Source organism: Methylobacterium platani (assembly GCF_001653715.1).
Classification (GTDB): domain Bacteria; phylum Pseudomonadota; class Alphaproteobacteria; order Rhizobiales; family Beijerinckiaceae; genus Methylobacterium; species Methylobacterium platani.
The window spans coordinates 34117-46047 of the sequence record NZ_LWHQ01000047.1 but is presented as its reverse complement, the minus strand read 5'-3'; the positions used below and the strand labels follow the sequence as shown (position 1 = coordinate 46047).

Sequence of the window (11931 nt, the reverse complement as noted above, 5' to 3'; positions counted from 1 at the left end):
TTGCGCTGGCCGGCGGCCACGACCTATCGTCCGGCGAACACGAGAGGAAACGACATGCGGCTCACCCCCGACGCGACGGGCGTCTTCCCCATCGCCCCGACCCCGTTCCACCCGGACGGCCGCATCGACGAGGCCTCGATCGACCGGATGACCGACTTCTACGGCGAGATCGGCGCGACCGGCCTCACCGTGCTCGGCATGATGGGCGAGGCGCCCAAGCTCGACGGCGCGGAAGCGGTGGCGGTGGCCTCGCGGGTGATCCGGCGCACCACGCTTCCGGTCATCATCGGCGTCTCGGCCCCGGGCTTCGCCGCGATGGGCTCGCTCACCCGCGCCGTCATGGATGCGGGGGCGGCGGGCGTGATGATCGCGCCGCCGCCGTCCCTGCGCACCGACGACCAGATCGTCGGCTACTACGCCCAGGCCGCCGAGGTGATCGGCCGCGACGTCCCGTTCGTGATCCAGGACTATCCCCTGACCCTGAGCGTGGTGATGACGCCGGGCGTGATCCGCCGCATCGTCACCGACAACCCGAACTGTGTCATGCTCAAGCACGAGGACTGGCCGGGGCTGGAGAAGATCTCGGCGCTCCGCGCCTTCCAGCGCGACGGCTCGCTGCGGCCGATCTCGATCCTGTGCGGCAACGGCGGCCTGTTCCTCGACTTCGAGTGCGAGCGCGGCGCCGACGGCGCCAATACCGGCTACGCCTTCCCGGAGATGCTGGTCGACGTGGTGCGCCTCTCCGCGGCCGGCGAGCGCGAGCGCGCCCACGACGTCTTCGACGCCCACCTGCCGCTCCTGCGCTACGAGCAGCAGCCGGGCCTCGGCCTTGCCGTGCGCAAATACGTGCTGATGCGCCGCGGCATCCTGGCCTCCGACGCCCAGCGCAAGCCGGCGGGCGGCTTGTCGGCGACGGCGAGGGCCGAGGTGGACTTCCTGCTGGAGCGGCTGGGGCGGCACGATCCGCGGGCGCGGCTCTGAAGCCCGCCTCAGGCGGCGTCGTCCAGGTGGATGCGCAGGACGAAGCCGGCCGCGGTCGCGATGTTGACGAGCGCGTCGAGCGAGAACTTGTCGAGCTTGCCGCGCATCAGGTCGTTGAGCCGCGGGCGGGTCAGGTTCAGGCGGGACGCCGCCTGCTCCTGCGGCAGGTTCCAGCTCCGGATCCGCTCCCGGATCCGGAGCAGCAGGTCCGCCCGGGCCGTCATGTTCGCGGCCTCCACCGGGTCGTCGGTCAGGGCGTCGAGGACGTTTGCGAAGGTTTCAGGTGTCATGTCGTGCCTGCCAATCCCTGAGCCGCTTGGCGGCCAGCTCGATGTCGGTGCGAGCGGTCTGCTGTGTCTTCTTCTGGAATGCGTGCAGCACCAGCACGCAGTCCGATAGGGTTCGCGAGATAAATGATCCGGAACGCGCCGGACACGTCCCTGATGCGGACCTCCCTGACACCCGGGCCGACCGTGCGCATCGGCTTCCAGTCGTTCGGGTCGAGGCCCTCCTGCACGGCCCTCAACTCGACCCCGGCTTGGTAACGCGCCGCATCCGGGAAATGCTGCAGCACGCTGCGGCTGTCGCCGAGGAAGGTGATCGGTTTCACGTCCCCTGTGTATCAGAATCGATACATCTCGGCGAGGCCATCCTTCCCCCGCCGCCCGCACCGCCCCCTCTCCCGGGCCTCCTTCCGCCCGCCGCAGCCGCGCCTCGCCCTCCGCGATGTAGTCGCGCGTCAGCGGCACCACGTCGTGGCGCCGGGAGCGTGTTGCGGCCGAGGCGGCGCACGGCGACGAGCGCCCGCATCCGGCGCAAGGACGGCTCGCCGCGGTTGCGCCCGAGCAGCACCGTCGTCAACTCCGGCAAGGTGCCGGATTCGAGGATGAGGCGCCGGTCGGTATAGAGCTCGCCGAATTTCATCTCGGGATCGAGGAGCAGCTCGCGCTCCGCCACCGCGTCGGCGAAGCGGATCGCCACTGCCGGGCCGTCGCCGGCCCGGAAGCGGCGACCGGCGGCCGTGATCGCCGTCAGGGGCCGCTCAGGGCACCGCCGGAGAACGCCGTTTCCAGCAGATGATCGAGGACCACGCCGCCACCCCGGGGGACAGGAAAATGCTCCCTCCGTACAAGAGTTTGCGTCGTGGCCCTGGGGCGTCAAGGTCGCCGGACCGGCTCGCCTTGCCCTGTGCTCTGCGCCCGTCGCAGGCCAGCCCGGTGGTCGGGCGCGGCGTCCGCGCCCGGTCCGTCGTCTCAGGCCTCGGAGCCGAACACGCGCCGGAAGATCGTGTCGACGTGCTTGAGATGGTATCCGAGGTCGAAGCACTCGGCGATCGCCTCGGGCTTGAGCGCCGCGGTCACCTCGCGGTCGGCCTGGAGCAGGGTGAGGAAGTCGCCCTCGCCGCGCCAGACCGGCATCGCGTTGCGCTGGACGAGGCGGTAGGCGTCCTCGCGCGATACGCCGGCTTGCGTGAGCGCCAGCAGCACCCGCTGCGAGTGGACGAGGCCGCCGAGCCGGTCGAGGTTGCGCTGCATCTGCTCGGGATAGACGAGCAGCTTGTCGATCACGCCGGTGAGGCGGGCGAGCGCGAAATCGAGGGTGATTGTAGCGTCGGGGCCGATCATCCGCTCGACCGAGGAGTGCGAGATGTCGCGCTCGTGCCAGAGCGCCACGTTCTCCATCGCCGGGAGCGCGTAGGCGCGGACCATGCGGGCGAGGCCGGTCAGGTTCTCGGTCAGCACCGGGTTGCGCTTGTGCGGCATCGCCGAGGAGCCCTTCTGGCCCTCGGAGAAGTATTCCTCCGCCTCCAGCACCTCGGTGCGCTGCAGGTGGCGCACCTCGATCGCCAGCCGCTCGATCGACGAGGCGACGACGCCGAGCACCGCGAAGAACATCGCGTGGCGGTCGCGCGGGATGACCTGGGTCGAGACCGGCTCGACCGTCAGACCCATCTGCGCGGCGACGTATTCCTCGACCCGCGGGTCGATGTTGGCGAAGGTGCCGACCGCCCCCGAGATGGCGCAGGTCGCGATCTCGGCCTTGGCCGCGACGAGGCGGGCGCGGTTGCGCTCGAACTCGGCATAGGCCTGGGCGAGCTTGAGCCCGAACGTGACCGGCTCGGCGTGGATGCCGTGCGAGCGGCCGATGGTCGGGGTGAGCTTGTGCTCGAAAGCCCGGCGCTTGAGCGCGGCGAGCAGCCCGTCGATGTCGGCGATGAGCAGGTCGGCGGCGCGGGCGAGCTGCACGTTGAGGCAGGTGTCGAGCACGTCCGACGATGTCATGCCCTGATGGACGAACCGCGCCTCGGGCCCGACGATCTCGGCGAGGTGGGTCAGGAACGCGATCACGTCGTGCTTGGTGACGCGCTCGATCTCGTCGATGCGCGCGACGTCGAACACCGCGTCGCGGCCCTTCTCCCACACCGTGGCGGCGGCCTCCTTGGGCACCACGCCGATCTCGGCGAGCGCGGTCGTGGCATGGGCCTCGATCTCGAACCAGATCCGGAAACGCGCGTCCGGCGACCAGATCGCCGTCATCTCGGGCCGGCTGTAGCGGGGGATCATCGTCGGGGCTCCTGCGCGATAAGGCGGGGTGGGATGCCGCGACGGCTATGGGATGCGGGGCGAGAAGGCAAGGAAGGGGAGGGCGATCGCGCCAGGGCGGCCGGTGGACGAGCGGGGCCCGGCCCGTCCCGGATCCGGGACGGGCCGGGAATCGACGCGGTCAGAACCGCATCGTCAGCCCGCCATTCACCGCGTAGCCGTCCCCGCCCGTCCGCGCGAAGGTGGTGCCGCCGGTGAGGGTCAGGCTCACCCCCGGGGTCACGTCGGCGGAGAGCCCTGCCTCGACGAGGCCGTAGGTGCCGCGCGCCGCCCGGCCGAGTGGGGTGAGGATCGGCAGGAGCGGCGTCGAGGTGAGGGAGGTCACCAGCGTCCGGCCGCCGTCCAGGAATTCGTGCTCGGCGGTGACGTTGACGAAGGCCCGCACCGGCAGGCCGGCGAAGCCGAAGGGCGCGGCGCGCAGCTGCAATCCGGCGCGGCCGACCAGCGATTCGATGCCCGTCGCGCCGACCCGCTGGGTCAGCACCGGGTCGCCCCGCTCGGTATAGGCGCCGACCCGGGTGGTGGCGTAGGTGAGGCCGACGATCGGGCCGAGCCGCACCGGGCCGAGCGTGTCGAACAGGTAGCCGGCCTTCGCCGCCACCGCGACGCTGTCGCCGCCGGCGGCCCCGTCGAGCGGGTCGACCACGCCCGGGCGGGTCACGGCGTAGTCGTGGCGGCCATAGGCCAAGACCGCGTCGGCGAACAGGTTGGTCCCGGTGAACGACCCGTAGGCGGCGAAGCCGTAGCTGTCGATGTCGATCGAGCCCGCGCCGCCGCGCAGGTTCGCGTGCGGGTTGGCGTAGTTGAAGGCGAAGCCGAAGCGCACGCCCGGCATCGGTGTCGCCTCCAGCCCGATCGTGCCGCTCGGGCTGTCGTAGTCGTAGCCGGTAGCGAATCCCCGCGTCGCCCGGCTGCCGCCGGCATAGCCCCCCTGGCCCCACACGATGAGCGGGCTCGCCGGTGCTCCGAGGGGCGCGACGCCGGTGGCACCCAGCGCACCCGTCGCCTCGCCGGGCGCGGGGGCGAAGAGCCGGTAGGCGTCGAGGCGCTGGAGCAGGGCGCCGGCGAAGCTGGTTGTGCCGATCTGGCCGAGCTCGGCCTGGGCGGCGATTCCGTTCGGTGCCGCGACGGCATTCGCCATGTAGCGCGACAGGACGAGGTAGCCGCCCTCGGTCAGGTGGACCCCGTCGAGGGAGAGGAAGGTGTTCTGCACCGCCTTCGGGGCGTCGATGCAGGACGCGACCAGCGCGCAGGGCGTCGAGGTGTTGGCGAAGCCGTAGCGGCCCGGATCCGCGATGATGCGCTGGAAGATCTGGCCGTTGTCGAGGAGGAAGATGCGGGTGCCGGCGGCGGCATACGGCGCGAGACCGGCCTGGAGCCCGTCGAAGTAGGAGCGGGCGAACAGATCGCCGGCGGCGGCATTGCCCGAGGCCGCGACCCGCGGCAGGCCGTTGAGCGTGGTGAAGCCGTTGAACACGATCGTCCGCGCGCCGGCGCCAACGAGCTGGCCGACGCTGCCGACGGCGTTCGCCGCCGAGGCCCGGCCGAGGAGCGGCGCCTGGGCCTGGGTCAGGCCGGAGAGCGTCGCCGCGATGCCGTCGTTGCCGCCGATGTTGATGGCGACGAGGGTGCCGGGGCCAGGGCGCTGGCCGCTTGCCAGGAACGCCGCGACCTCCTGGGTCAGGCCCGGCAGCAGGGGCGAGCCGACGTTGCCGGTGCCGGTCTGGGCGCCGCCGACGGCGTAGTTGGTCACGGCCGCGTCGGGCAGGCCGTAGAGCGCCTGCAGCCCGTCGACGAAGTTGGCGCCGTTGGAGTAGCGGCCGTTCACGTAGGGAAAGCCGAGGGGCCGGCCGGTGAGGCGCACCACGTTGCCGGTGTCGGCGTAGCTGTCGCCGAAGACCGTGAGGCCGGTCACGCCCTGCGCGGCCGCCCCCTGCAACCCCGCCAGGATCGTTCCGGCGAGCCATGCCGCCGCCATGCCCGCCCGGTGCCGGCGCCCGAAGCCGTTGCCCATCCCGCATCTCCCCCGCGCCGGCGGCCTTGCGTGGTCGCTTCGGTGCCGTGATTGGGACAGAGCCGGATCGGCCCGGTCAAGGTTCGCGCGGTCGCGTTACGGAGCCGAAAAGGTGGGAGATGCGGCCTGTGGCCGGGCGGTGACAGTCGCGGGCCTGCCTCAGCCCTCCTCGACCCGGGCCCAGCCGTTCGGCATCAGGCGCTCCTGGGGGGTGAACTTCGCCTTGTACTGCATCTTGCGCGACCCCTCGACCCAGTAGCCGAGATACAGGTAGGGCAGGCCGAGGCTGCGGGCGCGCTCGATGTGGTCGAGGATCATGAAGGTGCCGAGCGAGCGGTCGGCCTCCGCGGGATCGTAGAACGAGTAGACCATCGACAGGCCGTCGGCGAGCACGTCGGTGAGGCAGACCGCGACCGGCGCACCGGTGCCGCGGCCGTTGATCGCGGTGTCGGGGCCGCGCCGGCGATAGACCACGAGATGGGTCTCGACGTGGCTGTCCTCGACCATCATGGCGTAGTCGAGCACGGTCATGTCGACCATGCCGCCGTCGCCGTGGCGGGCGTCGAGGTAGCGGCGGAACAGCGCGTACTGCTCCGAGGCCGGGCGGTTGGCCTGGGCCTGGCCGACGAGGTCGCGGTTGCGCTTCAGCACCCGGCGCTGGCTGTCGCTCGGTCTGAAGTCGCCCACCACCACCCGCACCGAGATGCAGGCCCGGCAGGTCTCGCAGGCCGGCCGGTAGGCGATGGTCTGCGAGCGGCGGAAGCCGCCCTGGGTCAGGATCTCGTTGAGGTCGCGGGCGCGCCGGCCGACGAGATGCGTGAAGACCTTCCGCTCCTGTTGCCCCGGCAGGTAGGGACAGGGCGAGGGCGCCGTGAGGTAGAACTGCGGTGCGTCCCGCGGATGGCTGGTCACGCTTCGTCGTGCTCGCAGGCAGAAGGCCGACGGGTTCGCCGTCGGGACGGACAGGATAGCACCGGTGCCGCCCGCCTCAACAGGCGGAAAGCGGCACCGGATCCTGCGACTTTAAGCGCGGCAGGGCGCCGAAGGTTGCAGCCTCATGCGTCGCGCACCACCGCGAGGTCGATGACGAGGTCGTGTCCCATGCGCCGGTCGGCCCGGACCACGCCGATGCCGATGTCGAGCACCCAGAGCAGGAAGGTCGAGAGCGCGACGTAGAACAGCAGCGCGTGCACCCCCGCGGTGATCCAGTCCACCGGACCGCCGGTGGAGGCGCGCACCGCCCGCAAGCCCAGCATCCGCATGCCGAGCGTGCTCTGGCGCGGCCCGCCGACGGTGATCGCGCTGTAGAGGATGCCGCTCGCCGGCAGGATCGCGTACAGCACCCAGGCGACCCCGAAGGTGATCACCCCGAGGAACGAGATCGCCAGCCACAACAGGCAGCTGAAGCCGAAGATGAACACGATGTCGAGCAGGTAGGCCATGAAGCGCCGCGACAGCGAGCCGTGCGCCACCAGCACCGGCGGTCCGGCCCAGCCGGGCGCGGGGCCCTGCCGGTAGGGGTTGCCCGCGGCGGGGCCGCCATAGCCATAGGGGCCGCCTTGCCAGGAATTCGCCATCGCGCCGTCTCCGCCTCTTCGCCCGCTCGATAAGGTGGGCGTGGCCGGGGCCCGGCTCAAGGGCGGCGATCCGTCCCCGCCGCGGCGTTCGCGGGATTTCGCATCTGCGTCATCCCGAGGATGTCTCGTCGTCCTGTCGGCCGCGTGCCTCTGCGCACATTGCTTTAGAGTTGGCGGGATTAAATTGGGATATATTTGATGTGCGTGGGCGCACATCAGTAAAATCTGTAATGATCCATCGTCTCGACATGGAAATCGGCGGGATCGTCCCTTGGGGAATCCCGCCCCGAACCGAGGACGATCCCATGACGATGCGCCATCTCACCCTGCTCGCCGCCGCCCTGGCGCTGCCCCTGCTCGCGGCCGGTGCCGCCCGGGCCGACGGCGGCGGCGAGGGACGCATGCCGGCGGGCGGCGGCCACATGAGCAGCTACGTCGGCAGCCCCTACCACGACCCCCGCTCGGCGCATTCGCAGCGGAACGGCACCGGGCAGATCCTCGGCGCCCCGATGATGGCCGATCCGGCGACGCGGCTCCTGCCGCGCGGCGCCGGCCAGCCGACCTGGGCGGCCCAGCCGGGTCGTCGCTGACGGGCGGTGCGGGGCGCCCCGCGGCGGGGGGCTCGCGGCCCTCCCCCGGTCGTGCGGAGCCGTTCGAGGGAAACCCCTTCGACGATCGAGTGCGGGCTCCTCCCTCCCGGGCGGGAGAGGGGAGGACCGCCAGTCCTGCCCTCGGACAGACCTGCGGGATGTCGGGAGAGGAAGGGGTTCTCGCCGCATCGCCGCTCGCAAGCGAGCGGCGCGCCTGACGTGTCGACGTGATCGTCTCATCCATACGACATAAAAAATAACGACGTTGACCGCGCGAAGACGTCATGGATTCCTCTGCGCAAGTCGAATGGAACGACGATCGAGAACTAACAAATATCTCAGAACAATCACAGGGCCGCGACAGCCGCGGCTGAGATCTGGGGGGAACGGCATGGACATGCCGCATGGGACGGCGCGGCGACGCGATCGTCGGGCGGGCCGGCGGGTCACGCCTGCCAGAACGCCGCGGACGGGCGGCTTTCACCACGGGACCCGGCACGGACCGCGACGGAGGGTCCTCGCGGCCGCCTGCCTCGCCTCGATCCTGGGTGGCGCCGGCCCGGCCTCGGCCGGCTCCGCCGCCCAGCCCGGGCAGTCGGTCGGCCTGCCCACAGGCGCGCAGATCCCGCACGGCCTCTACTTCATCACCGCGTCGAATTTCGGCGTGCGCGACACCGCTCCGGGCGTCACGCCCCTCAACGTCAACACGGCGACGCTGGCCTGGGCGACGCCGTGGGACCTCCTCGGCGCGCGGGTGCAGCTCTTCGCCGGCATCCCGTTCTCGGCGATCGGTCCGCAGGACCGCGGCTGGCAGAGCGGCGTCGGCCAGCCGCTGCTCGCCGGCCAGCTCGCCTGGGATCTCGGCGGCGATGTCGGCTTCAGCTACCTGCTCGGCGGCTATCTCCCGAGCCGGACCGGCTTCACCACGCAAGTCCCGTCGCTGACCCACCGCTTCGCGCTCAGCTACGTCGGCAACGACTGGAACCTGACCGGCCACCTGTTCTACGGCCACTTCCTCGGCGACCGGCCCCCGCCCGGGGTGGCGACCTATCCCGACTACCTGAACCTCGACCTGACGGCGACGAAGAAGTTCGGCAAGTGGCAGGTCGGCGCGGTCGCCTTCGCCTCCACCGACCTGCCGACCGGCGTCGCGGGATACCGGTCCCAGGGGCAGGTCGCGGTCGGCGGCCTCGTCGGCTACAATTTCGGCCCGGTGAACCTCCAGGCCTTCGTCACCCGCGACGTGATCGACCGCAATTACGGCGGCCGCGACACCCGGGCCTGGCTGCGGGCGGTGATCCCGCTCTACCAGGACAGGCAGGAGGCCGCCCCCGGCCGCACCCTGGTGACGCGCGAGCAGTCGCGCTGACGGGGTCGGGGGATCAGCTCCCGGTCGCCGCGGTGCCGTGCGGCCCGATCCGCCGCGGTTCCAGCCCCTCGCGGCCGAGCGTGTCGAGGATCTCGGCGGTGTGGCCCGGCCCGCGCGTCTCGATCGTCACGTCGATCGAGACGCTTTTCGCCGGCACGTCGAGGTGCAGGCGGCCGTGCGACACCTCCAGGATGTTGGCTCCCAGCTCGCCGAGGCGCCCGGCCACCCGGCCGAGCACGCCGGGCCGGTCGCTCGCGGTCATCCGGAACGAGATGATGCGGTCCTCGCGTTCCAGCTCGCGCACCATCACCGAGGCCAGCAACCGCGCGTCGATGTTGCCGCCACACAGCACGAGGCCGACGGTGCGGCCGGCGAACAGGTCGGGCCGGGCCAGCAGGGCGGCGAGGCCGGCGGCGCCCGCGCCCTCGGCGAGGCTGCGCTGCAGCGTGGCGTAGTCGTGCACCGCCCGCTCGATCTGCGGCTCGTCGACGAGGACGATCTCGCGCACGAGGTCGCGGATGATCGGCAGGGTCAGGCGGCCGACGGTCTTGACGGCGATGCCCTCCGCCAGGGTCGGCCCGCCGATCGGCCGGTCCACCCCGTCGATGGCGTTGAGGAAGGAGGGGTAGAGCGCGGCCTCGACCCCGTAGAGCGCCACCCGCGGCCGCAGGCTCGCGCCCACCGCGATGCCGCTCATCAGCCCGCCGCCGCCGATCGGCACCACCAGGCAGTCGAGGTCGGGGGCGTCCTCCAGCATCTCGAGCGCGATCGTGCCCTGGCCGGCCATCACCAGGGGATCGTCGTAGGGGTGGACCAGCACGAAGCCGTGCGCCGCGACGAGGCGATCGACCGCGGCGGCGGATTCGACCAGGGTCTCGCCCTCCAGCACCACCGTGGCGCCATGCGCCCGGGTGTTCTCGACCTTCACCAGCGGCGTCGTCGCCGGCATCACGATGGTGGCCGGGATGCCGACGCGCTTGGCGTGGTAGGCCACGGCCTGGGCGTGGTTGCCGGCCGACATCGCCACGACCCCGCGGCGGCGCTCGGAGGGGTCGAGCGCGCTCAGGCGGTTGACCGCGCCGCGTTCCTTGAAGGCGCCGGTCGCCTGCATGTTCTCGTGCTTGACCAGCACCCGCGCCCCGGTGAGCTCGGAGAGGCGCGGCGCCGGCACCAGCGGCGTGCGCAGCACGTGGCCGCGGATGGTGTGCGAGGCCCGGACCACGTCGTCCGGGGTGATGGCGTAGGGCTGGCTCACACGGGTGCCTCCGAGGAGGCGGCACTGTAGGGCGGGCGGGGCCGCGCGTCAGCCCGCCCCCGGCTCGGCCTGCGCCGCGTCCGGCGTGTCGAGGTAGTAGTGCTTGAGCAGGTAGAGCGCCGCGCCGCCGACCGCGCCGCGGTCGCTCGTCAGGCCCGAGAGGTCGGTGCGGCTCAGCCCCGAGAACTCGCAGACCGCGTAGCGCGGCAGCGGGGTGCGGCCGTCGCGCTCCTGCGCGAAGTCGATGCGGATGCTGCGGTCCCGCGGCCCCGCAGCGGTGCGCAGGACCGTGATGCGGGCGCCCTCGGGCACCAGGGTCGGCAGGGCGCGGCGGCAGGTGCGGGCCTGCTCGGCATCGACGCTGCCCGAGCAGGCGCCGAGGCCTGCCAGGGCGGCGAGGGCCGCGAGCCGTGCCCTAGCTCCAGGCCTCACCCCTGTCGCAGCCGCTCGGCCACCCGCGGGGCGAAATAGGTGAAGATGCCGTCGGCGCCGGCGCGCTTGAAGGCGGCCAGGCTCTCCATCATGGCGCGCTCGCCGTCGAGCCAGCCGTTCTGGGCGGCGGCCGCGATCATCGCGTACTCGCCCGAGACCTGGTAGGCGAAGGTCGGCACGGAGAAGGTCTCCTTCACCCGGCGGATCACGTCGAGATAGGGCATCCCGGGCTTGACCATCACCGAGTCGGCGCCCTCGTCGAGGTCGAGGGCGACCTCGCGCAGGGCCTCGTCGGTGTTGCCGGCATCCATCTGATAGGTGCGCTTGTCGCCCACCAGCGTCGCGCTGGTGCCGATCGCGTCGCGGAACGGGCCGTAGAAGGCGCTGGCGTACTTCGCCGCGTAGGTCATGATCTGGACGTCGCGGTGCCCGGCCCGGTCGAGCCCGGCCCGGATCGCACCGACCCGCCCGTCCATCATGTCGGAAGGGGCGATCACGTCGGTGCCGGCCTCGGCCTGGATCAGGCTCTGCTCGACGAGGAGCGCCACCGTCTCGTCGTTGACGATCACCCCGTCCTCGAGCAGGCCGTCATGGCCGTGGCTGGTATAGGGATCGAGGGCGACGTCGGTGATGAGGCCGATCTCCGGCACCGCCTTCTTCACCGCCCGCACGGCGCGGCAGACCAGGTTGTCGCGGTTGAGCGCCTCCGAGCCGGTCGGGTCGCGCAAGCTCGGCTCGACGAAGGGGAAGAACGAGATCGCCGGGATGCGCAGGGACGCCGCCCGCTCGGCCGCCCGCACCGCCTCGTCGACCGACAGGCGCTCGACACCCGGCATCGAGGCGACCGGCTCGCGCCGGCCCGTGCCCTCGATCAGGAAGATCGGCCAGATCAGGTCGTCGACGGTCAGCGTCGTCTCGCGCACCAGGCGGCGCGACCACTCGGCCTTGCGGTTGCGCCGCGGGCGCTGGGTGAGGCCCAGGGAGGCCGGCTCGGTCCGGGCGGCTTCCCGGGCGAGCGGCCGGGGCATCGGCTGGATCTGCGACATCCGGGGTCGGGCCTCCTCGTGGCCCGCTCCGCGCCGGGCCTGGGGTTCTAGGTCGAATTCGTCC

11 protein-coding genes and 1 pseudogene are annotated in these 11931 nt (G+C 71.9%); 3 read left to right on the top strand and 9 right to left on the bottom strand.

Annotated features, from left to right (window positions below):
- The first annotated feature begins 54 nt into the window (after positions 1-54).
- Positions 55-981 (top strand): dihydrodipicolinate synthase family protein, encoded by a 927-nt coding sequence (locus A5481_RS22860; RefSeq protein WP_064504322.1) that lies wholly within the window; start codon positions 55-57, stop codon positions 979-981.
- Between the two features lie 8 nt (positions 982-989).
- On the opposite strand, the gene A5481_RS22855 is transcribed toward A5481_RS22860, so the two are convergent.
- The 6 genes and pseudogenes from A5481_RS22855 to A5481_RS22835 form a co-directional block, all read right to left on the bottom strand.
- The gene (locus tag A5481_RS22855) at positions 990-1271 is read right to left on the bottom strand and encodes a helix-turn-helix domain-containing protein (RefSeq protein WP_064504321.1); all 282 of its coding nucleotides are present in this window, start codon (positions 1269-1271) and stop codon (positions 990-992) included.
- Positions 1261-1591 (bottom strand): annotated as a pseudogene (locus A5481_RS32725) (type II toxin-antitoxin system RelE/ParE family toxin). Before A5481_RS32725 ends, A5481_RS22855 begins: the two are co-directional and overlap by 11 nt.
- Positions 1592-2234: 643 nt before the next feature.
- A complete protein-coding gene (gene purB, locus A5481_RS22850) occupies positions 2235-3545 on the bottom strand; it encodes an adenylosuccinate lyase (RefSeq protein WP_048436632.1) in 1311 nt (436 codons plus the stop codon).
- A 160-nt stretch (positions 3546-3705) separates the two neighbouring features.
- Positions 3706-5598 (bottom strand): autotransporter domain-containing protein, encoded by a 1893-nt coding sequence (locus tag A5481_RS22845; RefSeq protein WP_053082567.1) that lies wholly within the window; start codon positions 5596-5598, stop codon positions 3706-3708.
- 159 nt (positions 5599-5757) lie between these two features.
- On the bottom strand, positions 5758-6510 hold the full coding sequence (locus A5481_RS22840) for an arginyltransferase (protein ID WP_048436631.1): 753 nt from the start codon (positions 6508-6510) through the stop codon (positions 5758-5760).
- Positions 6511-6653: 143 nt separating this feature from the next.
- Positions 6654-7175, bottom strand: a complete 522-nt coding sequence (locus tag A5481_RS22835; RefSeq protein WP_048436630.1) for an RDD family protein — start codon at positions 7173-7175, stop codon at positions 6654-6656.
- 305 nt (positions 7176-7480) lie between these two features.
- On the opposite strand from A5481_RS22835, the gene A5481_RS22830 reads away from it, so the two are divergent.
- Both A5481_RS22830 and A5481_RS22825 read left to right on the top strand, forming a co-directional pair.
- Positions 7481-7765 carry a hypothetical protein gene (locus A5481_RS22830; RefSeq protein WP_156312089.1) on the top strand — a complete coding sequence of 95 codons (285 nt, stop codon included), beginning with the start codon at positions 7481-7483 and terminating at the stop codon, positions 7763-7765.
- 391 nt (positions 7766-8156) lie between these two features.
- Positions 8157-9134: a transporter gene (locus A5481_RS22825; protein ID WP_245239132.1), complete on the top strand. Its 978-nt coding sequence runs from the start codon at positions 8157-8159 to the stop codon at positions 9132-9134.
- A 13-nt stretch (positions 9135-9147) separates the two neighbouring features.
- Here A5481_RS22825 and A5481_RS22820 read toward each other — a convergent pair whose 3' ends face one another.
- Genes A5481_RS22820 through hemB form a run of 3 tightly spaced genes read right to left on the bottom strand, consistent with a single transcriptional unit; the run spans position 9148 to position 11867 of the window.
- Positions 9148-10389 carry a threonine ammonia-lyase gene (locus A5481_RS22820; RefSeq protein WP_048436629.1) on the bottom strand — a complete coding sequence of 414 codons (1242 nt, stop codon included), beginning with the start codon at positions 10387-10389 and terminating at the stop codon, positions 9148-9150.
- Between the two features lie 48 nt (positions 10390-10437).
- A complete protein-coding gene (locus A5481_RS22815) occupies positions 10438-10821 on the bottom strand; it encodes a hypothetical protein (RefSeq protein ID WP_048436628.1) in 384 nt (127 codons plus the stop codon).
- Complete coding sequence (gene hemB, locus A5481_RS22810; protein WP_048436627.1) at positions 10818-11867, bottom strand: porphobilinogen synthase; 1050 nt, start codon at positions 11865-11867, stop codon at positions 10818-10820. Before hemB ends, A5481_RS22815 begins: the two co-directional genes overlap by 4 nt.
- Between the last annotated feature and the right edge of the window lie 64 nt (positions 11868-11931).